General features: G+C 44.4%; 17 protein-coding genes and 1 pseudogene. 11 read left to right on the top strand and 7 right to left on the bottom strand.

Annotated elements, in window-relative coordinates:
- The first annotated feature begins 160 nt into the window (after positions 1-160).
- Positions 161-1191 (top strand): annotated as a pseudogene (locus FS373_RS16875) (IS110 family transposase).
- Positions 1192-1777: 586 nt separating this feature from the next.
- On the opposite strand, the gene FS373_RS16870 reads toward FS373_RS16875, so the two are convergent.
- The 4 genes from FS373_RS16870 to codB all read right to left on the bottom strand — a co-directional run bounded on the left by FS373_RS16870 (position 1778) and on the right by codB (position 6149).
- Positions 1778-2251, bottom strand: coding sequence for a hypothetical protein (locus FS373_RS16870; protein ID WP_144046776.1), 474 nt, complete (start codon positions 2249-2251; stop codon positions 1778-1780).
- Between the two features lie 47 nt (positions 2252-2298).
- Complete coding sequence (locus tag FS373_RS32585) at positions 2299-3027, bottom strand: hypothetical protein (RefSeq protein WP_144046775.1); 729 nt, start codon at positions 3025-3027, stop codon at positions 2299-2301.
- Between the two features lie 571 nt (positions 3028-3598).
- Entirely contained in the window at positions 3599-4894 is a 1296-nt protein-coding gene (locus FS373_RS16860; protein ID WP_144046774.1) for a cytosine deaminase, read from the bottom strand.
- Complete coding sequence (gene codB / locus FS373_RS16855; RefSeq protein WP_322619520.1) at positions 4878-6149, bottom strand: cytosine permease; 1272 nt, start codon at positions 6147-6149, stop codon at positions 4878-4880. Before codB ends, FS373_RS16860 begins: the two co-directional genes overlap by 17 nt.
- A gap of 555 nt (positions 6150-6704) precedes the next feature.
- Between codB and hrpA the strand changes: the two genes are divergently transcribed.
- The 6 genes from hrpA to FS373_RS16825 all read left to right on the top strand — a co-directional run bounded on the left by hrpA (position 6705) and on the right by FS373_RS16825 (position 15134).
- The gene (gene hrpA, locus FS373_RS16850; RefSeq protein ID WP_152829983.1) at positions 6705-10592 is read left to right on the top strand and encodes an ATP-dependent RNA helicase HrpA; all 3888 of its coding nucleotides are present in this window, start codon (positions 6705-6707) and stop codon (positions 10590-10592) included.
- A gap of 518 nt (positions 10593-11110) precedes the next feature.
- Positions 11111-11434: a chaperone NapD gene (locus FS373_RS16845; RefSeq protein ID WP_152829918.1), complete on the top strand. Its 324-nt coding sequence runs from the start codon at positions 11111-11113 to the stop codon at positions 11432-11434.
- A complete protein-coding gene (napA, locus tag FS373_RS16840) occupies positions 11431-13920 on the top strand; it encodes a periplasmic nitrate reductase subunit alpha (protein ID WP_144046772.1) in 2490 nt (829 codons plus the stop codon). The genes FS373_RS16845 and napA overlap by 4 nt, the downstream gene beginning before the upstream one ends.
- Before the next feature lie 9 nt (positions 13921-13929).
- On the top strand, positions 13930-14385 hold the full coding sequence (locus FS373_RS16835; RefSeq protein ID WP_144046771.1) for a nitrate reductase cytochrome c-type subunit: 456 nt from the start codon (positions 13930-13932) through the stop codon (positions 14383-14385).
- Positions 14386-14405: 20 nt separating this feature from the next.
- Entirely contained in the window at positions 14406-14996 is a 591-nt protein-coding gene (locus FS373_RS16830; protein WP_152829917.1) for a NapC/NirT family cytochrome c, read from the top strand.
- A gap of 9 nt (positions 14997-15005) precedes the next feature.
- Positions 15006-15134 (top strand): TIGR02808 family protein, encoded by a 129-nt coding sequence (locus tag FS373_RS16825; protein WP_144046770.1) that lies wholly within the window; start codon positions 15006-15008, stop codon positions 15132-15134.
- Positions 15135-15337: 203 nt separating this feature from the next.
- Here the strand turns inward: FS373_RS16825 and FS373_RS16820 are convergent, their stop codons facing one another.
- The gene (locus FS373_RS16820; RefSeq protein ID WP_144046769.1) at positions 15338-16270 is read right to left on the bottom strand and encodes a LysR family transcriptional regulator; all 933 of its coding nucleotides are present in this window, start codon (positions 16268-16270) and stop codon (positions 15338-15340) included.
- 272 nt (positions 16271-16542) lie between these two features.
- On the opposite strand from FS373_RS16820, the gene FS373_RS16815 reads away from it, so the two are divergent.
- Positions 16543-18264: an ABC transporter substrate-binding protein gene (locus tag FS373_RS16815; RefSeq protein ID WP_322619519.1), complete on the top strand. Its 1722-nt coding sequence runs from the start codon at positions 16543-16545 to the stop codon at positions 18262-18264.
- Positions 18251-18991: a substrate-binding periplasmic protein gene (locus tag FS373_RS16810; RefSeq protein ID WP_152829916.1), complete on the top strand. Its 741-nt coding sequence runs from the start codon at positions 18251-18253 to the stop codon at positions 18989-18991. The genes FS373_RS16815 and FS373_RS16810 overlap by 14 nt, the downstream gene beginning before the upstream one ends.
- A gap of 79 nt (positions 18992-19070) precedes the next feature.
- Here FS373_RS16810 and FS373_RS16805 read toward each other — a convergent pair whose 3' ends face one another.
- Positions 19071-20081: a D-alanine--D-alanine ligase gene (locus FS373_RS16805; RefSeq protein WP_144046768.1), complete on the bottom strand. Its 1011-nt coding sequence runs from the start codon at positions 20079-20081 to the stop codon at positions 19071-19073.
- Between the two features lie 535 nt (positions 20082-20616).
- A complete protein-coding gene (locus FS373_RS16800) occupies positions 20617-21480 on the bottom strand; it encodes an AraC family transcriptional regulator (protein ID WP_152829915.1) in 864 nt (287 codons plus the stop codon).
- A gap of 169 nt (positions 21481-21649) precedes the next feature.
- Here FS373_RS16800 and FS373_RS16795 point away from each other — a divergent pair, with 169 nt between their 5' ends.
- A complete protein-coding gene (locus tag FS373_RS16795) occupies positions 21650-22588 on the top strand; it encodes a DMT family transporter (protein ID WP_152829914.1) in 939 nt (312 codons plus the stop codon).
- Between the two features lie 599 nt (positions 22589-23187).
- Positions 23188-23724 carry a GNAT family N-acetyltransferase gene (locus FS373_RS16790; protein WP_227992897.1) on the top strand — a complete coding sequence of 179 codons (537 nt, stop codon included), beginning with the start codon at positions 23188-23190 and terminating at the stop codon, positions 23722-23724.
- Positions 23725-24331 lie beyond the last annotated feature (607 nt).

Raw genomic sequence — 24331 nt, 5'->3', positions numbered from 1 at the left:
TCTGGCTGCAATGTAATTATAGGTAGCTGGGTAACGTAATACGCCTTAGTGGAGGCTTGAGCCGTATGCAGTGAAAGTTGCACGTACAGATAATTGGACTCCCCTAACCTTAACCGAATGGTGTATTTTAAATATTCACCATGACTTATTGGAGCCCATAATGAAAAAGACAATAGTTGGCGTTGATTTAGGAAAACGTGTAATTCAAGTTTGTGTATATACAAACAAAACAGTGCGTTCTAATGAAGAAATGACACCTTGCGAATTCACCGAATTCCTCGCCAAATCAGAACCGATGATGGTTGTCTTTGAAGCATGTGCCTCTTCAAATTATTGGAAGCAAAAAGCGCTATTTTTTGGTCATGATGCAAACCTTATATCTGCGCAATTAGTTTCTTCAGTGAGGCAAAACCAGAAAACTGACAAAAATGATGCTTTAGCTATTGTTCAGTCAGCTATGCTGCCAGAAGTTAATTTTATTTCCGGTAAATCGGTTGAACAGCAGCAATTGCAATCCATGATGAGAATAAGAGAGCTATACAGCAAGCAAAAAACAGCACTCAGCAATCAACTTGTTTCCTTGTTGTCTGAGTTTAATATCAGCACCGCGAATCGCAATGGTGGATTGAAGAGTGTAGTCGAGTCAACGCTCGAAGATGCAGAAAATGATTTTTCTGACTTGTTTAGACTTGCATTAGACAGTGCGTGGAAGCTGTATTTAGAAACAATAAAATCATTGGCTATTTATAATGATTGTCTCGAAAAATCCATACATGAACACTCAGATTGTAAAAAACTACTAAAACTAGAAGGTGTGGGAAGTATAAACGCGATTAACCTCTATATTGCATTGAGCTAGGCACTTTTAATAAAGGAAAAGATGCATCGGCGTGTATAGGGTTAACGCCATTACAGAATTCTAGCGGTGGTAAGACAAAAATGGGCTCTATAGGCAAGCATGTAAAAAACAGTATGCTTCGTAGTCAACTTATTGCTGGCGCCATGTCCTGCGTAATCCAGGTAGTGAAAAGAGAAGCCCGAACCACCAAAGAAAAATGGATACAAGGGTTGGTAGAAAGACGTGGAAAGAAATGTGCAGCAGTGGCACTAGCCAATAAAACAGTAAGAACGGCTTTTGCCATGTTAACCCAAGGAACAGAGTATAAGGCCAAATTAATATTGGCCAGTTAACGAGTTCAAACAACAAAATGCTTAATCGAAGATAAAAATCAGCCAGTAAAAACAGTTAAGAACCAAGAGCTCGTCGTACAGAATTGTTTATTGGTCTGCGTAAATATCAGAGAGCCTGAGTTCGCTACTCAATGAGAGCTCGTACATAAGTACGCATTAATTCTTCGATTCATAACTATTTGTTGTTGACAGTTGGGGAGTCCACATAGGTTCTTAGGAGAGCGGCACTTGGTAACAAGTGCCGCTTATCCGACAAAAGTGAGTTACTAGCCAGTAAAATTCAAATCGAAGAAGTACTCCGGTGTGAACGCGGCTGTGACCTGCGGCATCAGGGATATACTCGCGCCGTGCCACAGGAGTGTTTGCACATTTAGCGAGCCGCAGGCTATAGATTAAATTGAAGCTTACGTATCCAAAAATTAGCCATAAACAAAACCAGCCGAATGAACCCACAATAGATATTTCAAAAACTTGTTATCCGACAAGTAAACACGTTTTGTCCAGATATGTCTTAGAACTATCACTCTAAGTTGTTTTTGCTCAAAAAACACTCATGCGATGGCCCTGCCTATTAGCCCTACCGGGGCTATACTCTGATATTTCTCCAGGAGCAAGAAGATGCATCAGCCGCTTTGTCCTGCTCTTGGTCTGGGTGGGTATCAACTAACAAGATGTCCTCCCATTCCTGCGCTTTTTCTAGCAGTTCTGCTAGGTTTTCTTTTATCTGCCCAGGACGGTAGTCAGCTAAGCTAATTTTCGTAAATACAGATAGTTGTTCAGTACCGGGGTAAACACCAATACCGCATTCACCGCGCAAAGGGCCAATAGCGTGTACGCCTAATAACGTAAAGAGCTCTTTAGATATTTGTGCCGGAATCTCTGCAGCAGTCGTAACAGAGATCGCTAGCTCCATCAATGCCGTGTTACGGACGATATTGACGACAAAATAGGCACTTTCTGGATTTTTTTCTTGCTGAATTTCAAAGGAGCAAACATTGCTCTCATCAAAATTCAGCTGCTCAACCGCCAATTCGGCCAGTATTTTTTTATAAATATCCAACGGTCATCATTCCTATTACTGAATTATTATTTACTTCAAACGTTTAACTAAAAGTCACTATTTTTCTGTTGCGCGTAAGGTGTTACGAATTGAGTGTTAAATTCTGCATTCACTTTTTTGCTCAGATCTTCATATTTTTCCGTAAGCGCAACTTGTTGTTCTTGCAGCTTCACGGGATTTTGAGCTGCATCAGAGGCAAAAAGAATTTCCATTTCTTGCTGAAAGCCAGTAGTTAAACGACTAAAAAGTGTATCTTTGCCAATAATGAAGCTAGAAAAGTTTTGTTTTACAAAATCTTGCGCGCCACTATCTAAGTTTTCTAAGCCTAAACGTGTTTTATTCGCAGCAGTGACATCATCAAAAGTCGCTATTTCTGGATTGGTTCCAGGTTTTAAATATGCAGCGTCATTTTTGAACTCACTCACTGGCTGGTTGAATGCCGCTTTCACGAGATGATTAACAGGAACGACCTCTGTTATATGCTTTTGCACTTGAGATTGGATCTGACTTGCTCTGGTCGTAAATGCGCTTTCATTTTTATTTGATGCTCGACTAAAGAAGTCGACCACTGCGTTCTTTAGTCGCCCTACCGTTGATAAATGACTAAGATCTCGGCTTGCTGATACTTGCCCATTCTCACTCACTTTAATGGTGTAATCTTTACCTTCACCTAGATTAAGATGCAGTTCCTGTGCCTTTCCATCATTAAACTTATCCAGCTGAAAACTATTATTGATCGAGTTTGTAATTGCTGGATTTACACCATTTATTGCCATTGTCGTTATTCCTCATTTTTAAGCTAGCATGCACTTTGAATACACAATACATGCGTTCAAAAATGCTTGTTATCAGTAACGGTTGAAATATTTTAGAGTTGGTGATTTAAAAGCATACTTAGACAGAATTGGGGGATAAATGGGGCGGAGAGAATTAGGGATTTTGAATAAACTAAGATACTTTTTATAATCTGAACTAAGCGCATTAGTGCAAAGCCTGTAACTCACTTTTGTCCGGGAACGTGTTACTAGCAAGTAAAACCCAAATCGAAGAAATAAACATTCAGGTGTGAGCGCGGCTATGACCTTCCGTGACATATAAGTGCTTGCACTTAAGGTCGTTCTTAGGCATTCGAGCCTTCACGACATTCGTATATCCTTATACGGCACCTACGACAGGTAGTAGATAAAATTGAAGTTGCGATTTTCAATGAACTAGCCAAACATCAAAGTCGTCCAATGAACCCACAATTGTTAGATAGAGGTCCTCCCTCATAAAAAGCCGCCATGCTAATCTCTACTATCGTCTAGATCTAGGCGGCTTTTCTACTTTCGACTTTAGGAGATGACCCTATCGCTTAAAGGTCACGGTCTCTGTTTCCGCTAAATGGATCTCTGTCGTCGCTAATTGAGTCTGTGACAGCAATCTTCCGTGACGAATTGAATATTGCACCGGAACTTGACGTCGAACGGCATCGAAACCATTGTCTGCGGGTAAGATAAGCAGACTTGCAGGCTTGCCTTCTTCGATACCATATCGAGACAGAATATCCAGGGTACGGGCCGAATTATGACTGATTAAAGCCAGAGACTGGTTTATCTGCTCATAGCCCATGATTTGACACACATGCAATCCCATATGCAGCACCTGCAACATGTTGGCCGTACCCAGCGGATACCAGGGATCGAAGATATCGTCGTGACCAAAACAGACATTGATGTCGGCGGCCAACATCTCCTTGACCCGAGTGATCCCACGGCGTTTAGGATAGTCATCGAAGCGCCCCTGAAGATGAATATTTACCAATGGGTTGGCGATGAAATTAATACCAGACATTTTCAGCAGCCTGAAAAGCCGCGATGCATAAGCGCCGTTATAGGAGTGCATGGCTGTGGTGTGGCTGGCCGTGACTCTGTGGCCCATATCAAACTTATGGGCTAAGGCTGCAAGTGTTTCCACGAAACGAGACTGTTCATCGTCTATCTCGTCACAATGCACATCGATGAGGCGATCATATTTTTGCGCTAGCTCAAACACGAAGTGCAGAGATTCGATGCCATATTCCCGGGTAAACTCGAAATGGGGGATGGCGCCAATGACATCGGCGCCTAGTTTGACGGCTTCTTCCATAAGCGCCTTACCGTTGGGGTAGGAGAGGATTCCTTCCTGGGGAAAGGCGACAATTTGAATATCGACCCAAGCCTTCATCTCCTCTTTCACTTCGAGCATGGCCCTGAGTGCAATAAGCGTAGGATCCGATACATCCACATGGGTACGAACATGCTGTATACCGTTAGCTATTTGCCATTTTAATGTCTGCTTAGCCCGTGTTTTCACATCTTGGATAGACAAGGTCTTCTTGCGTTCAGACCAACGTTCTATGCCTTCAAATAAGGTGCCGGATATATTCCAACTCGGCTCTCCCGCAGTTTGAGTGGTATCGAGATGAACATGGGGTTCGCAGAAGGGGGCGATGGCCATTCCGCCTTCACCATCAATCACCTTAACGGACTGATCATTTGCTTTGATGGCCTCTGACATGGCAGTGAAGGAGGTAAACTCACCATTTTCAATGACGATTTGATGGAGGCCATCTTTACCCTCGAGAAGGACATTGTTAATCAGCATGTTATTTGTACTGTTCATTGGTGATCTCTTGTGTTGAATCTGAATCTGAATGTGAAATGAACCGTGTTAATAGCGAGTCCAAAATAAGGTAACTTATTGCGCCAGCAAATACGGCATTTATCGGGACTATCCCGGGGAGAAGGTGACCGGCAGCGACACCAATTGCAACACCTAAGATAGCAGCCCAGTTGATATTGGAAAATTTGGCTGTTGAAAAATCTTTGTATTTGTCTCGATTTCTTAGGTAATCGGCAATGATGATCCCGCCTATGGGGGGAATCGCAGCCGACAGGAAGGTCAACCATCCCACAAAATTGTTATACAGCCAAAGTGCACAAAGTGTACCTATTATGCCGTTGAATATAGACAGGTATCTGCTTGGTAGACCTGTGATATTGGAAAATCCCAGACCCGAAGCATAGAGGGCATTATCGTTAGTGGTCCAGATGTTTAAGCCTAAGATGATAATTGCCGGGATGAGTAGGCCTTGGGCTATCATCACCTCAGAAATATCGGACTGGCCAGTGGCCGCAGCGCCTGCTGCGCCGAAGATAAACATTAATGAGTTACCGATAAAAAAGGCAATCATGGTAATAAATACTGCTCCCATGGGTTTCTTGCCGAAACGGACGAAATCAGCAGTGAGGGTACCGGCCGAGATAAATGAGCCAACAACCAAGACTAATGCGGTAGAGAAGGGCATAGGATCATTCGGAATGAGGGCATTTAATCCCTCGAGTCCACCAATACTCTCAATTGCCGTTAATGCAGAGAAGCTGCCGAATAGGGCGATGGCGGGTACCGCGATGGCGGATAAGATCATCAAGGCGGCAATGCCGAAGTAAACGGTTGCGGTCATTAACAGGCCTGAGATGATGATCAGTAGGTTAGTATCTAGGCCCGTGGCTTTATGAACCGGAATAGCGAACATGGCCACTCCGACCCCAAACCAACCTACTTGCGTACCGCCTAACAGTAAAGAAGGTAACCATGAGCCTCTAGTACCGAAAGAGTAACGTGCCAGTAGGTGAGTAGAAAGACCCGTCTTGGCGCCAATATATCCTAAGCAAGAGGTATAAATGCCGAGGATGAGGTTACCTAATAGCACTGCCAGCATAAAATCATTAAAGGATAGTCCGGTCCCTAAGGTACCGCCAGTCCACATGCTGGCCGAAAAGAAGGTCAGTCCCAGCATTACCATGGTTAGCGAGAGCATCCCCTTTCTTGCCGATATTGGTACTGGCCCTAAGCTGTAATTATTATCGTTTGCCACTTTTCCCCCGGTGAACATGACTTAAGTTAAACATTGAATTGATATCAGCTTGGCCACTCATATTCATTTAGTGCTCTCATTTAGCATTCACTGATATGGAGCCAAGCTAAAGCTAAACGCACGAGATTGAAACTAGTTTGTTAACTTGCAACCAAGTATTTTTATTGTCACTTTGCAGACAAACGGCGCGTATTTTATGGATAAATAATTGAGTGTCAACTGCTTCATATTTCATTTATCTTGTTGATGAGTTGAATGATCAAGATATTATTTAATTTCAATGTGTTGTAATTATCCTTTGTGGCGAATTTAAAATTCGAGCCTGTTACACTGCGGAGACATTGTTAATTAAAATAATAACTTGTGTTGTTCTACATAAACCAAAGCAAGGAACTCTATGCTTGATTTAAACGATGATTATTACCGTCAATACTAATATCAATAGCTGCAAGCTAGATTTAAATCTGAGTATCGGTTGATTATTAGACATTTGAAGTTAATTTTCCGTACCAATAAGAATCGTTACTTGCTAGGATCGTTTTTTTGCTTCGAGTAATGGGATCTGACTTGAGTTCGCAACTACATCCGCTATCTAACAATTATCTAAAACTGTGTTATCAGGCCGATGCCTCGAGGATCAGGCGTCGTCTCTTCAGGCTCAATAAAGAAGTTGATTCGGATAAGAAGCGGGCAAATCTGGACAAGCTCGAAACTCAGGCCGTTGCAGCATTCGAAAAGGTTGAGCGACGCCGTCAGGCCCGTCCCGAGATCACCTATCCCGAAAGCCTGCCTATTTCTCAGAAGCGAGATGAGATAGCCAGGGCGATTGCCGGTAATCAAGTGGTCATCATCGCGGGTGAAACCGGCTCGGGTAAGACGACTCAGCTGCCAAAAATCTGTCTGGAGTTAGGCTTAGGTTGTCGCGGCCTCATAGCCCATACCCAGCCTAGGCGTCTAGCGGCGCGGAGCGTTGCCAGTCGTATTGCCGATGAACTCAATAGTCCACTCGGTGAGGTGGTTGGCTTTAAAGTTCGCTTTGCCGATGCCATCAATCAAGATTCTTACATCAAGTTGATGACAGACGGTATCTTGCTGGCTGAGCTGACCAATGATAAGTTTCTCGACCAATATGACACCATCATCATAGATGAGGCCCATGAGCGAAGCCTGAATATCGATTTCATCTTAGGCTATCTCAAGAATGTATTGAACAAGCGCCCGGACTTGAAGGTGATCATCACCTCGGCAACGATAGATCTGGATAAATTTTCCAAACACTTCAACGATGCCCCTATTATTCAAGTTTCGGGTCGGACTTATGAGGTTGAGACTCGCTATCGACCCCTGGTGCGTGATGCGGGAGACGATCTGGATCTCACCGAAGGCATATTCGAAGCCGTCGATGAACTGGTTGCCGAAGGGCCCGGTGACATTCTGATCTTTATGAACGGTGAGCGTGAGATCCGTGATGTGGCGGATCAACTCAATCGCCGTCAGTACCGAGATACCGAGATCTTACCCCTCTATGCGCGCCTATCATACGGCGAGCAGTCTAAGGTGTTTAAGAGTCATATTGGCCGCAGAATAGTGCTGGCGACTAACGTTGCCGAGACATCGCTGACGGTCCCCGGTATTCGTTACGTCATCGATCCCGGCACTGCCAGGATCAGTCGTTATAGTTACCGCACTAAGGTGCAACGTCTGCCCATCGAGCCCATCTCACAAGCCAGCGCTAATCAGCGTCAGGGACGTTGTGGCCGTGTCGCTGCGGGTATTTGTATCCGTTTATTTAGCGAGGATGATTTCAATAACAGATCCGAGTTTACCGATCCTGAGATTTTAAGGACTAACCTTGCCTCGGTTATCCTCAAGATGCTCTCAGTAGGGCTTGGCGACATAGAAGCGTTTCCTTTCCTTCAGCCGCCGGACCCTAGGTATATCCGAGATGGATTCCTGTTACTGGAAGAGTTAGAAGCAGTAAAAAATTCACAAGGGCGCTTAGCCTTGACGACACTGGGCAAGCAACTTGCGCATATTCCCGTGGATCCGCGTCTGGCCCGTATGGTTATCGCGGCGAACACGAATGGCTGTCTTCATGAAGCCTTGGTGATCACCTCTGCATTGTCGATTCAAGATCCAAGGGAACGCCCCATGGACAAGAAGCAGGCGGCCGATGAGGTACACAAGAAGCACAGCGATAAGGACTCAGATTTTGTCTCCTTCGTTAATCTGTGGGATCACCTCAAACTGCAACAAAAATCCCTATCCAGTAGTCAGTTTAGAAAGCAGTGTAAGAAAGAGTTTCTTGCCTACCTGAGGGTGCGTGAGTGGCAAGATCTCTATGCCCAGATGAGACAAGCCGTGCATGATTTGAAGTGGCGTCTCAACAGCGAACCTGCCGATTATGAGCTACTGCACAAGTCTCTGCTCACGGGTCTATTGAGTCACGTGGGCTTTAAAGACAAAGATAATGAATATTTAGGGGCCCGTAACCGTAAATTCTTCGTGTTTCCAGGATCGCCTCTGGCTCGTAAAGGGCCTAAGTGGATTATGGCGGCTGAGCTCACCGAGACTTCACGTCTGTTTGCCCGCTGCTGCGCCAAAATTCAGCCTGAGTGGATAGAGCCTTTGGCTGAGCACTTGGTCAAGAAAAACTATCTTGAGCCACATTTTGAGGCGAAGCAGGGCAGTGTGGTGGCCCTTGAAAATCAAATACTCTATGGACTGACCATAGTTAACCGCCGCAAGACGCAATATGGCCCGGTTAATCCACTGGAGGCCCGTGAGATTTTTATTCGTAGCGCTTTGGCTGATGGAGAGCTGAGAACCAATGAAGCTTTCTTTATCAAGAACCGTAACTTGCTCAAAGAGGTTGAGAATCTAGAACATAAATCACGCCGCCGCGACATATTGGTGGATGAGCAGGTGTTGGTGGATTTTTATGAGCCCAGAATTCCCGAGGGAATTTATAACGCCCCTAAGTTCTTTAGCTGGTGGAAGGCTGAGAGCAAGAAATCCCCTGATCTATTAGATTTCGAACGTGAGCAATTGATGCAGCGAGGAGATGATCATATTTCGGCGTTGGATTTTCCCGATTTTTGGCATCAAGCTAACCTTAAACTCTTCTTGAGTTATCATTTCGAGCCCTCCGCCGAGGATGATGGCGTGGCCGTGCATATTCCTGTCGCACTGCTCAATCAGATAGAAGATGTCGATTTCGATTGGCAGGTCCCCGGACTGAGAGAGGAAAAGTGCATCGCCCTGATACGCGCTCTGCCTAAGAGTCTCAGGCGTAATTTTGTTCCTGCACCGGATTATGCTAATGCCTGTATGCAGGCGATGAAGCCCTTCGAGATGAGTTTCATCGATGCCATGTGCAAGCAATTGCTGCGCATGAGTGGCGTTCGTGTCAGCATCGATGACTTCGATCTCAGCCAACTACCCAAACATCTATTGATGAATTACAAGGTGGAGGATGACAAGGGCAAGTTAGTGGCTCAAGCTCGAGATATTGAGCAACTTAAAGCCAGCCTTCAGGGCCAGGTGACTCAGGCTATTCGCAAGGTAGCCGATTCAGGTATCGAAAAAACTGAGTTAACTCAGTGGTCCTTCGGCGACTTACCACAGGCGTTTAAACAGAAGAAAGGTAACTTCGAGGTCAAGGCGTTTCCTGCATTGGTGGACGATAAATCCAGTGTTTCTATCAAATTATTTGATGATGAAAATGAGGCGGCTCGCTCCCATCAACTGGGCCTGCAACGCTTATTGTTAATCAATATTCCATCACCTGTGAAGCATCTGCAGAAGACCTTGCCGAACAAGGCTAAGCTGGCCATGTATTTTAACCCCTTCGGTCAAATACAGATCTTGTTGGATGATATTTTATCGGCGTCTGTGCAGCAGTTACTCGATGAGAAAGGGCTGGATGTTCGCTGTGAGTCCGACTTTGAACGGGCTAAAGATTGGGTGAGACAAGAGCTGAACCCAACGGCTGCTAAAATTGCCCTCAGAGTCGAAGAGATACTGACGCTTTATCAAAAAGTGAAGAAGCGATTGAAGGGTAAAATAAGTCTGGATATTGCCTTCGCCATGAGTGATATCAAGACTCAGCTGGATAAACTCGTGTTCAAAGGCTTTGTCGAGGCTTGTGGTTGGAAACGTTTACCCGACATGGTGAGGTATCTTAAAGCCGTCGATAATCGCTTAGACAAGTTGCCTGTCGATCCCAATCGTGACCGCTTGCACATGCACAGCATTGCTAATGTGCAGCAGGAGTTGGAGGGGCAGTTAGCTAAAGTGCCGAGATCTGCGGCTATCCCCGAGGCCTTGTTAGAAGCAAGGTGGATGATAGAGGAGTATCGTGTCTCCTGTTTTGCACAGGTATTGGGCACGGCTTATCCTATCTCTGAAAAACGTATTTTGAACCAAATCAAGCAAAATTAACTCGCCATATTAATCGGTAGCATACACAAGACTGATGATTGAAAAGCACTGACCAGATGGACGGTGCTTTTTTGTGTCATCCATGTGACTTATTAAACTCATTTCCTCGAGAAACAATCTACCCATTAAGTTATATTTATCGCATTTTATTAACATCTCGGTTGATATTTATACGCCTGTAACTCATTGTTTAGACTATGCTGAATAGTCATAGTTGTTAATCTCGGTGTTTGCCAATCTGTAAAGGTAATTAACCTAGTTGATCTATGATTTATTTTGTTAAAAACGATGATCCAGATCAAGCTAATTAGTCTTTACCAAATTGTGGGTATACAGTTTAGTCCTACATTGGGATTATGATCGACAACAAGAAAGAACTTGATAAAACATAACGTTAATTACCACCAAACCTTGAGTCATTTTTTTTGACTCCCCTTGCGAAGGGTCACAACCCTAAGTTGGAGTGCTTATGAGTTCCAGTTCAGTATTTTTCCCCCAGATAGATAAGGAACGCCCACATGTCGTTACCTGAGGCGCACATCTCAAGCCTAATTGTCCAGGTTAGCCCTGAACATATAGATGAAACTAAAAAAAGAATTGAAGCGTTTGATGAAGCCGAAATTTATGGCGTTAGTGAAGTCGGAAAAATCGTTGTAGTCCTAGAGACTCAAGCAGAAGGCTTTATTACCGATGTTATTGAAAAAATAAATAATATGCCAGGCGTGCTTGGTGCCAGTATGGTTTATCACCAAATTGATAGTGGAACCGACACCGATACCAATACCAATAAAAATAACCTAGCCCCTGATGATGGCTATAGTGTTAGCGAGGAACAAGTATGAAAATGTCTAGACGTGATTTTATCAAAGCCAATGCTGCGGCATCTGCTGCGGCACTTGCAGGGATCACCCTTCCAGCCACTGCAACTAATTTAATTGCATCGACTGAAGAGTCAAAAATTCATTGGGATAAAGCGCCTTGTCGTTTCTGTGGTACAGGTTGCTCGGTACTTGTTGGTACTCAAGATGGTAAAGTCGTTGCGACTCAAGGCGACCCAGAAGCTCCTGTAAACAAAGGGCTTAACTGTATTAAAGGTTACTTCCTTTCAAAAATTATGTACGGCAACGATCGCTTAACTCAGCCGCTGTTACGTCAAACTAATGGAAAGTTTGATAAAAATGGTGACTTTGCACCAGTAAGCTGGGATCAAGCCTTCGATATCATGGCTGAGAAGTGGAAAGCGGCTTTAAAAGAGAAAGGGCCTACCAGTGTGGGCATGTTTGGTTCTGGCCAGTGGACCGTAATGGAAGGTTACGCCGCTTCTAAGATGATGAAAGCGGGTTTCCGCTCTAACAACATAGATCCTAATGCGCGTCACTGTATGGCTTCTGCCGTTGGTGGCTTTATGCGTAGCTTTGGTATCGATGAACCAATGGGTTGTTATGATGATTTTGAAAATGCCGATGCCTTTGTTCTGTGGGGCTCGAACATGGCTGAAATGCATCCTGTTTTATGGTCTCGAATCACTGACAGACGCTTAAGTCATCCCCATGTAAAAGTGCACGTATTATCAACCTATTACCATCGTTCATTTGAACTTGCTGATAAAGGCTATATCTTTAAGCCGCAAACAGATCTTGTAATAGCCAACTTTATTGCTAACTACATCATTGAAAACGATGCAGTGAATTGGGACTTTGTTAATAAGCATACCCACTTCAAGCAAGCCACTACAGATATTGGTTATGGTTTAAGGGATGAGCATCCCCTGCAAAAAAAGGCAGCTAACCCCAATGTAGGTAAAATACATTCAATTGATTTTGAAGAGTATAAAAAATCAGTAGCACCATATACGCTTGAAAAAACCGCTGAAATGACCGGTCTAGGTGAAGATAAACTGCTCATACTCGCTAAGCAGTTTGCCGATCCAAAGATTAAGGTAATGTCACTTTGGACTATGGGAATGAACCAACATACCCGTGGTGTTTGGATGAACTCTTTGGTCTATAACATTCATCTATTAGTCGGAAAAATATCAACACCAGGTAATGGTCCATTTTCATTAACAGGCCAACCATCAGCGTGTGGTACAGCACGTGAGGTGGGGACTTTCTCTCATCGTTTGCCCGCAGATATGGTGGTAGCAAACCCCGAGCATCGAAAGCGTGCTGAGCAGCTATGGAAAATTCCGCAAGGCACTATTCCACCTAAGCCGGGTTTCCATGCAGTACAGCAAGACCGTAAATTAAATGACGGTGTGCTTAATGCTTACTGGACAATGTGCAACAACAACATGCAGGCCGGTCCTAACATCAATCAAGAGCGCTTACCTGGCTACCGTAATCCGAAAAACTTTATTGTCTGTTCAGACCCATACCCAACGGTAACAGCCCAAGCCGCCGACTTGATTTTACCGACTTCCATGTGGGTAGAAAAAGAGGGGGCTTACGGTAATGCTGAGCGTCGTACTCAGGTTTGGTATCAGCAGGTTAAAGCGCCTGGTGAATCGAAATCCGATCTATGGCAGATTATGGAATTTGCAAAACGCTTCAAAATTGAAGAGGTGTGGACCGAAGAGCTGATCGCTAAGATGCCAGAAGTACGTGGTAAGAATATGTGTGAAGTGCTATTTGAAAACGGCCAAGTGAACCAGTTCCCATTATCAGAAGCGCAAGAGCTCAATGATGATGCCAAAGACCAAGGTTACTATGTACAAAAAGGTCTATTTGAAGAGTACGCAAGCTTTGGACGTGGACATGGCCATGATTTAGCCCCATACGATCGCTACCATCAAGAGCGCGGTTTACGCTGGCCTGTTGTCGATGGAAAAGAGACCAAATGGCGCTTTAAAGAAGGCTCAGATCCCTATGTTGGCAAAGGTAAAGGGTTTGAGTTCTATGGTAAGCCTGATGGCAAAGCATGGATAATCTCGGCACCTTACGAGGCGCCACCAGAGTCTCCAGATGAAGAGTTTAACCTGTGGTTATGTACTGGTCGTGTGCTTGAGCATTGGCATACGGGAACAATGACTCGCCGTGTACCTGAATTGTACAAAGCCGTTCCTGATGCACTTTGTTATATGCATCCAGATGATGCTAAGTCTCATGGTGTGCGTCGTGGTGATGAAGTGTTAATGAGTAACAAACGTGGTGAAATTCGTGTACGTGTCGAGACTCGAGGGCGTAACCGTCCACCAAAAGGCCTGGTGTTTGTGCCGTTCTTCGATGCGCGTATTTTGATTAATAAACTCATTTTAGATGCAACCGATCCGCTATCTAAACAGACAGACTATAAAAAGTGTCCTATTAAAATTACTAAAGTAGGATAAGGCAGGGTTATGATGAAAAAATTAATTTTAATAACGTTAAGCATGACTTTTACTTTGATCAGTGGTTTAGCTGTCAGTCAGGATCGTGGTATCGGTGGTGTCGAGTCTTTGCGCGGCAATGTTGAGTTAGAAACCACGAGAGCGGCAGATCCTTTGAAGAGAGTGCCGCGAGATCAAGTGGATATTGAAAGCAGTTATGTCTTTCAGCCACCACTGATCCCGCATCACATCAGGAGCTATGAAATATCACTCAATGCTAACAAATGCTTATCATGCCATGGCTGGACAAAAGCCAAGCAGATGGGCGCCACTAAAATCAGTGTCACTCACTTTACTAATCGAAACGATGAAGTGTTGGCTGATGTTTCTCCTAGACGATACTTTTGCCTGCAGTGCCACGTGACTCAAGCAGATGCTAAACCATTAGTGGGTAGCTCCTTCGAACGTGTTAAATCACTGCAATAACAAAATAGGCAGATAATAATATGAAATGGATTATTAACGCCTTAAAAGGCTTCTGGACCATATTGAGGCGGCCCAGTAAAGCCGCCGTAGGTATCGTTCTATTTATGGGCTTTGCCGGTGGACTCATGTTCTGGGGGGCATTTAACACAGGTATGGAAGCGACAAACACTGAAGAGTTTTGCTCTGGATGTCACGCACCGATTGTGGCGGAAATTCGAGAGACTATTCACTACGCTAACCGCTCTGGTGTTCGTGCTATCTGTTCAGATTGTCACGTACCTCATGCTTGGACGGATAAAATTATACGTAAAGTTCAGGCTTCTAAAGAGCTGTTTGCGTTTTTTGTTACTAAAACCATTAATACACCAGAGAGGTTCAAAGAACGACGAGCTCATTTAGCCGAAAGGGAGTGGGCAAGAATGAAAAAGAACGACTCTTTAGAGTGTCGTAACTGTCATAACTTTGAATTTATGGACTTCTCCGAGCAGAGCCCACGCAGCGTCAGGCAGCACTCTACTGCGCTTGCCAGTGGTGAAAAGACCTGTGTGGATTGCCATAAAGGTATCGCCCATAGATTGCCAGATATGCACAAAGTTGAAGGTTGGAATTAAGGAGCCATTATGAGTACATTAGAGAATGTTATATGGCATGTTCTTGGCTACAGCGCCATACCGGTCATTATACTAGGTGGTTTTTCTGTCGTTGCAGTTGCCTCTATTTGGGTCCTCTCCAAAACAGCAGATAAGTAAAGAGGCATGTTCTAGTCGGCCAAGAGCAAGGCGACTTATACCGATTGGTATTTAACAATAGAAGATGCAATAAAACCTAAAAGCCTGGCTTTAATATTAAAGTCAGGCTTTTTTATGCGTTGCACTTCTACTTTGAACAAGGATGGACTTACCGCCAGATCATAAAGTATGCCTAGTTTCCCTGAGCCCCTGAGCCTAGTGCCCTAGACTGGGTGAGCCTGCTGCACCGATTCAATGATCATCTCTCTAAGCCAGCGATGGCTCGGGTCTAAGTCGAAATGCCTGTGCCAAAGTAAGGCGTAGGTACCTGGCACAAGTTTAGTGGGCACAGGCAGTGTGATTAACTGATAATGTCCTAACATCTCTTTGGCATATTTGGCGGGGGAGCAAAGAATCAGATCGCTCTTTTCACAGAGCTGCATGGCACTGTTAAAGTCGGTTAGATTAATGGCGATATCTCGTTTCAGGTGCTGTATCTGCAGCACATCGTCTAACAGCCATTGGGCGATGCCGCCAAAGGTCACCTGCAGGTGACGATACTTGAGAAACGTATCTAAATTCCACACTTCTTTTAGCAAGGGGTGGTCTTTTCTTACCAGACAGACTGAATGATCGCGAGTCAGCTCGATATAATTTAGCTCTTCGGGTAAGTTCCTTATGTGTAAAAGCGATCGTTCATCCCATTCTCGGCAGGCTATCCCCATATCGGTTTCACAGCGCAATAATTTATCCATGCTCTGGCTGTGCCAGGTTTGACTGTCTATGCTGACATTCGGTGCCTGTTTGAGTAGTTCCGGCATAAAGTAGGGGTAAGTGAGTGAGTATGCTGTCTCAACCAGTTCTATACGAAATTTTCTTCGACTCATGGAGGGATCAAACTCGCTGGGTCTGGTTAACTGTTCGACCTGGTTGAGGACTCGCCTCAATTCCGGTGCCAGTTGTTTGGCCTTAGGCGTCGGCCTCAGGCCATAGGCGGTGCGCTCAAACAGTTTATCGTCGAAGGTTTCTCTGAGCTTAGAAAGCTGTTTGCTCACCGCCGACTGACTCAGGTGTAGACGCGTCGCCGCGGCGGTGACGCTTTGCTCTTCGAGTAATACTTCAAGTACCGTGAGTAAGTTAAAGTCAAAGTTTTTCAATCGGCTACCGCCATTAAAGGGTTAAATATTTTCAAATAAACGAAATGCTTGCTCTTAGCTTAGTGTAATTAATTTTAGTCAGTAAATTAAGGGGCTAGATAAACATTTAGCCCAACTTGGCTCATATACTCACTTTTTAATCTTCTGTGCTGCCTGGCTTTACTTCAGGTTATTTTATCCGAAAAACAAGGTGGTGATTGGCACAAACATAGCGCCTCAGCCATAGTTATAGAGGGCTGAGTTTGACATGATTAGATGATTGGAGAGGACGAGTGATACATCCTAATAAACATTATTTACTCTTAGTATTATTTATTTTCTTAGTGTTTATCAGTTTCACGGTTACCGCGGAGTTTGATCCTAAATTAAATGCTGCAAAGCATTGGGTAAACAATGAGTTTCAGCCATCGACATTGACCTTAGACGAGCAGATGCAAGAGATGGCCTGGTTTACCTCGGCCAGTCAACCCTTCTCCGGCATGAAGATCCGTGTGGTGTCCGAGCGAATCGCGACTCATTGGTATGAAGCCAGTACATTGGCTAAGGCTTTTTATGAGATCACAGGTATCCATGTGGTACATGAATTAACTGGTGAAGATGATGTGATCAAGAAATTGTCGGCTCAGATCATGACCCGGCAAAATCTCTATGATGCTTATATCAACGACAGTGATCTGATAGGGACTCATTTTAGATCCAATGCCGTGGTTTCCCTGTCAGATTTTATGCAATTTGAGGGAGAGAGTGTCACCTTACCTACGTTAGATTTACAAGATTTTATCGGACTTAAATTTACCACAGGTCCTGACGGTCACTTGTACCAGCTACCGGATCAGCAGTTCGCTAATCTTTATTGGTATCGACACGATTGGTTCAACCGCAAGGACTTTAAGAAGCGATTCAAATCTCGCTACGGTTATGAACTCGGTGTGCCGCAAAATTGGCAGGCCTATGAAGATATTGCCGAGTTCTTCAGTGAAGATATTAAAGAGATCGACGGCAAACGTATTTATGGTCATATGGATTATGCTAAAACGGATCCCTCTCTGGGTTGGCGTATGTCTGATGCCTGGCTGTCCATGGCGGGAGTGGGGGATAAAGGCTTACCCAATGGTTTACCTGTCGATGAGTGGGGGATACGAGTAGAAGGATGTCACCCGGTAGGTGCCAGCGTCGAGCGAGGCGGCGCGTTAAACGGTCCGGCGGCGGCCTATGCGGTGGATAAATTTATCTACTGGTTAAACCGATTCGCACCAGAAGAGTCGATTCACCTGAACTTTACTCAGGCCGGAGAGTGGCCAGGAAAAGGATTGATCGCTCAGCAGATCTTCTGGTATACGGCATTTGTTGCCGATCTGACTAAACCTGGCTTACCTGTGGTTAATCAAGATGGTACCCCTAAATGGCGCGTGGCTCCATCGCCTGTAGGCAAGTATTGGCAAACAGGAATGAAATCTGGTTATCAGGATGCCGGCTCATGGACTTTACTTAAATCTACGCCTCTGAAACGCCAACAGGCGGCCTGGCTCTACGCTCAGTTTGTAGTGTCTAAAACCGTCTCCCTCAAGAAGACCTTAGTGGGGCTGACGCCCATCAGGAGATCGGATATCGAATCGGAGGTGATGACACAGCGCGCCCCTTATCTCGGCGGTTTAGTGGAATTTTATCGTAGCCGAGGCCGGGATGTATGGACGCCAACGGGAACTAATGTCCCAGATTACCCTGGTCTGGCTAACTATTGGTGGCAATACATTTCACGGATCATCGAGGGCAAGGTGACCACCCAGAAAGGCATGGATAATTTTGCCGCCGCAGTCGATGAGCGATTAGCATTGATTGCCGACAGTAAGGAGATGAGCTGTGAGCCTAAGTTAAATCCTAAGTCTACACGTGATTACTGGCTTGAAAAAGCGGGGGCACCTAAGCAAGCGATCACCGAACAGCCCAAGGGAAGAACCCTTCAATATGAGGAGGCTATTCATGTGTGGCAATAAAGCGGTTTATCGTCTTTTAGCTAGTACGGTCATTATTATCTCCCTTAGTGTTTCAGCTTTAAAGGCTGAAACTTTGCAGATCCTCACCTATGAAGAGTCTCCCTTCGCCTTAAAGGTCGGTAAGACGCATAAAGGGTTGTTGGTGGATATGCTCAAGGAGTTATTTTCTCGCACCGACCTGCAATATGAACTCAAGTTTATTCCACTCAAACGAGCCATCATCACCACGGAAAGGATGCCGGGATACTGCGTGCTACCCGTTGGTCGAAGTCAGGAGAGGGAAGCGAGTTTTCATTGGATAAGTCCTGTGCTGGTATCTCGCTATGGCCTCTATAGCCGAAATGATGTCGTCATCCCCTTGACTACACTTAGCGATGCTAAGCCCTACACGATAGGGAGTTTCCTGGGTAGCGGCATAGGTGAATACCTCACGGATCTTGGTTTCAATGTAGACCTTGCATCTGTGAGTGCACAAAATTTACGTAAGCTTAAGCGTGCCAGGATAGAACTTTGGGCCGCAGAATTGATCAGTGCTCAAGAGCAGATGCAGAAGCAGGCGATTAACTTCGGCGCCCCCGAGCTCATCTTCTACACCTCATTGCGGGCAATGGCCTGCAATCGTGAGATGTCTTTGGAGACAAAATTAAAACTGGAGCAGGCATTGACCAGCATGTACCGTGATGGCTACATGAGTGAACTCTATCTCGAATATGGCGTGGAAATATAGGACTAAATATAGGGTTTATCGCTTAATACTCAGTCCACAGGTATTCCGGCCACAAGATTTATGTGGCCGGAATGAGTAATCAGGCTTTCTTACTGAGTTGCTGCATTATGTTGCAGTTGAGATAATCACTGAAATCGTCACCGTGGTGTTGTAACATCTTGGGGAACATGGAGATGGGCGTGAGCCCAGGAAAGGTATTAATTTCATTGAGGAGAATTTCATTGTCCTGGGTGAGAAAGAAGTCGATACGTGACAGATGACTGAGTTTCATTCCCTTAAATACCTTGACTGCATATTCACGGATTTCCAGGCTCACACTCTCACTGATATCGGCAACCACCTTGGTTTCAGCTTGACTGTTCTCGGCGTACTTTTCATCGAAAGTATAAAAAGTATTTGTCGCGCAGATGATCTCACCAGGCTGAGTCGCGATAATCTCGCCATCCTTCTCATATACGGCCACTTCCAGCTCCCTGGCTTCAATGGTCTTCTCGACGATGACATAGGGCGAAAAGCTGAAAGCTTGTTTCAATGACTCAGTTAGCTCTTCTTGGTTGTCTACACGGTAACAACCTACTGAGGATCCTTGTGACGCGGCCTTGATGAATATCGAGCCCCAAGAGGTTAAGGCCTGCTCGGCCTGAGTGATAGCGTCATCATTGAAGTCATTGAGAAAAATATAGGGGGTATTAGGGATCCCCAGCGCCGAGAACCACATCTTGGCGGTGACCTTATTGAAACAATTACGGCTCGCTTCTGAATCGCAACCGAAATAGGGCAGGTTGATCAGTTCGAAATAGGACTGAATGTCACCCGTTTCTCCCGGATAACCGTGAATACAGGGAATGACGTAATCTACCGGCCAAGATGGCTTACTGACATCATCGAAACGTATCTGTTTACGATTGGTCAGTTCACAGAGTTCACCTTCTTCAGTTCGATAATGGCCCTGAGCATCAAGCTCGACTTTTAATACGTTTATATGGGCAAGTTTGGCCAGTGATGTCTCAAAAAATTTGGCTGACATCAGTGAGATTGCGTGTTCATCCCCGCCGCCGCCACATATTAACAGTAGATTCGTTTGGCTCATTATCTCTCCGTATCCTGACAGTTTTATCGATTGCAGGCTCACTATGACGCTATGGTTATTTATTGCAACCACTGACGCCAAACTTCTGCACTAAGTGGTGATTTTCTATGCTGAGTCGAGCTATTTATAAAGGGTATTAAAGCAGGTGACCGCTTAGGTCGCATTAACATGTTGATTGGCTTTTTATCCGGGTCATACTTGGATAATTTGGCCTTAGTTAATCACTATAGGAAGGTTGTTTTGGATATACATCATAAACTGCAAATACAAGTTTCGAGCGGAGTTGTAACGGGAAAGGTGAATGTAACGGCAATGTCTGATGAAATTTTAGCCGTGATTCAGAAATGGTTTCCCGAAGAAAAAACTAAACTACAGGAACTCTCCTGTCATGGCGGTTTGGCTCGGTGTCTCTATTCGATTGATGAACAGGTCTTATCAGAAAAGCGATAGGGAGGTTTGCTAACACTGAAATATCATTAACGACAAAATGAGCCCTAGCCGTTAGTCAAGAGTCGGTGCATCTGGAGGCTGTTGCTTAAGTTCCCTGGAATACCTTGGGCGTAATGCCGACCAATTTTTTAAAGTTACGTCCCATATGACTCTGATTAGAGAAGCCACATTGAAGTGATATTTGGGCTAAGGTCAATTCGGAGGTCTTAATGAGGTGTTTAACCTGCTCAATTCGTATGTAGATCAAGTATTCCTGAGGTGTGCGGGCAAAGCTCAGTTTAAACATACGGCAGAAGTGATATTCACTCAATTGCGCCAGTTCTGCCAACTCCAGCAAGAATATCTGACGATGAAAGTGAGCGTGCATGTAGTCGCTGACTCGATTTGCCATCTTGGGGGAAAGTCCTCCCTTGATGGTTTTTACCTGCTTGGTCAATCCGCTAGACTGCAGCATAGATACCAAGATGGTATCAGTGATTTGCGCCATGGCGAGATGATTGTCCGTCGACCAGTTGCTGTCGGCCATTTGATATCGAAACAAGGCTTCTAGTCCGGGATGGCGGAAAAAAGTGAGCTCGGGCAAGGAGATCATACGTGGGTCTTTGTCGAATACTCTAATGGCTAGCTGTTTTAAATGGCTGTCATCGAAATACAGGTGCATAAATTGTTGCAGCGTCCCTAATTGCCAGCGACTTTCACTGCCCTCGGGCATTAAGCAGAAGCGACCCGGTGCCCCGTAGTCAGATTGAATATCGGTTCTGTGGGTTTCATAGCCGCCAGACAGATACATACTGAGGGTGTGCTGACTATCGTTAACGTAGAATAAGCGCTCTTGCGCATTCTGATAATGAGCCCAGCCTAACTGCTCGGTTATCTTCTGTTGACGAAAGCAGAGCTTAGAGGATGCCTCGAAGCTGATGTGCTTATTGATGTATTCAGGTTTATGCATTGTGGATCTCTGCTCTGTACGCTACTGCCATTCAAAATTGACTCTTTTATCATTAAACACCTAAGGTGTCTTTGAACTCAAATTTAGCCGGCAATAAACCGCAATATCGTGACAGATAATCGCTGCATCAAGCCTGATAATGATCCCTTAACTCAAATAAGGAATAATGATGACGGCGCTATTATATCTGCTGATGATATTTGTATGGGGCTTCTCCTGGATAGCCATAACATCTCAACAGGGAGACGTACCTACTGAGGTCTCTATCCTCTATCGTTTTTCGATTGCGGCCAGCTTGATGTTTATCATAGGCGTAATTTTTAAAAAGTTGCAACCCACATCTGCTCGTCATCATCTCTTTTTTGCCCTACAGGGAGTCTGCCTGTTTTGTGCAAACTTTCTGGCGTTTTATCAGTCCACCCACTATATCGCCAGTGGTTTGACCGCAGTCGTTATGGCCACCGCACCCATTTTCAATGCCATTCATGGTAAGTGGATTTATGGCATACAGACCAAGGGCAATTTCTGGTTAGGAGTGAGTGTCGGTTTGGCCGGAATATGTCTCTTGTTTGGTCATGATCTGTTGGGGGCTAATTGGTCCATTGATGTCTTGTACGGCTTAATGTATGCACTAATGGGCACCTGGTGTTTCTCTATGGGCAATATGATCAGTATCCAGAATAATCGCAATCAAATACAGGCTTATACCGCCACCAGTTATGCCATGGTGTATGGCTGTATCGCGTTACTTGGCATCATCCTGTTCAAAGGTATCAGTTTCGAGATAGATATGAGGCTGGAATATTTAATGGGTCTGGCGTACCTAGCAGTGCCTGCATCGGTAATAGGTTTTACAGTTTACTTGAACTTGGTGGACAGGCTAGGTGCGAATCAGGCGGCTTATCTGATGCTGATCACGCCTATCGTTGCCTTAGCCGTGTCGAGCCTGTTTGAAGATTACCACTGGTCTGTGTATTCGACCTTAGGTTTGAGCTTAGTGATATCTGGTAACCTGCTGGCTCAGATGAAGCCAGGAACTTTGACACAGGCTTATAACAAGCTAAAAACGGCGATAAACAAACAGGAGTCAGGCCTTAAATCTCGCTGAGATGAACTGATTTTATTTTGTTTAAGCCATTGATTAATTGTCGATAGCTCGTCTGCCAATTCAGGTAATCAAGTGGGATAGAAGTCAGATTACCATTATGTTGCAGTACCAAAGAGGGAAAGCCTTGAATGAAGGCTGATTACATTTTTTGTTGTTGGGTCGAGGTTATATTGGTATTTGGTAGGTGATTGAAGGTCGTACCTTCATTGTCACTTATAACCTGCGGCTCGCTAATGTGCACTCTTTATTATGAGAAGGTTCTGCGAGTCAGTTCCTGGAAGCTCTACCAAATCATCCCTGATTTGGAAGCTCGTAGCCGCATCTACACTGGATGATTTACAAGATAAGTTTTCTCTTCGATTAAAGCTAACTTGTTGAAGTCGCTAACACGAAAGCACCCAAAAATGAGTTTAATATTTATATCTATAAGGTAAAGCTGGCTGTATTTTGCCTCAAAAATGTAATGCCAGATCCAATAGAATGGCCAGACTTTTTATAACACTTCAATCCTTGCGGATAAGCCCTTGCCATTAGCTAGTAGTTAACGTTTAATCAAAAGTGTTAAATAAACGGTGATCTTCCTACAGAACTTACGCGTAATGAAAATTCACCTCATTGATTTCACTAATATTGAATATGGTACAGTAATGATAATTAGGCATAGTCAGTTGTCCGACTTACAAGGAATAAAATCAATTTATGAGCAGGAACATGCTTATAGCGACACATTACAGCTGCCTTATCAATCTGACGATTTATGGGCACAACGTCTAGCCAGCAGCTCAGATAACAACATCAATTTGGTAGCTGTGAAAGATGATGAAATTATTGGTCAAATATCCTTGGTTGTTATGGATAGGCCAAGGCGGAAACATGTGGCCACATTTGGAATGGGCGTATCAAGCTTACATATAGGTATAGGAGTTGGCTCAAAACTTTTAAAGACGGCCTTGGATCTAACCGATAACTGGTTAAATGTTACTAGGGTGGAGCTAGAGGTTTATGTCGACAACAAAGCTGCAGTGAGTCTTTATAAAAAATTCGGATTTGAAATTGAAGGAACAAGTAAAAATTACGCTTTTAAAAATGGGAAATATGTCGATGCGCTATTTATGGCGCGGATCAATAAAAATTAATCAGGTCGCTTTATATGTCTAGGTACGTGTCAGTGGAATGCTGCTGATACGTCCATGTCTAGGTACGGTTCAGAGTGATCAATCTAAACCGTACCTTCCCAAATGAGTTGACAGATGATTTCATCAATTCTTGATTAATAGAGTTTTGATATACAAAAACTTATCTAATTATGGATGAAAGGCTTGCGCCCAAGGTTGTGCCATTTGTCATTCTTGCTTTAATATTTATTGATCAATGACACAGACTTATAGAGCTAGCTAATAGTTATTCGCATCCGCTAAAAACTATATTTTTCAATAAAATAACGGCCTGTATATTGAAACCCACAATAAAAGTAGGTTATTGTGGGTGCAGTTAGGGAAATGCAGGTGAGACTCAACTTCTTAAGTTAAGAGGTTGATAGTAGCCATTCAGGGATGAAGATAAGCTAGCAGCACTCACTCACTCTTTGCAGAAAAGAAGAAAAGAAGAAAAGAAGAAAAGCAGAGAGAGCAGCGCAAGCAATTGATTCATATCAATCTCCCCCCTGTTTTTTTAATGCTTTGCAATGAAAGCCTTTCCCCAAAGACACCCAATCAGTTAGATTTAACAATGGGTGTTTTAGTT

It is taken from the genome of Shewanella sp. YLB-07 (genome assembly GCF_009377275.1).
This window is presented reverse-complemented; position numbering and strand designations above follow the sequence as displayed.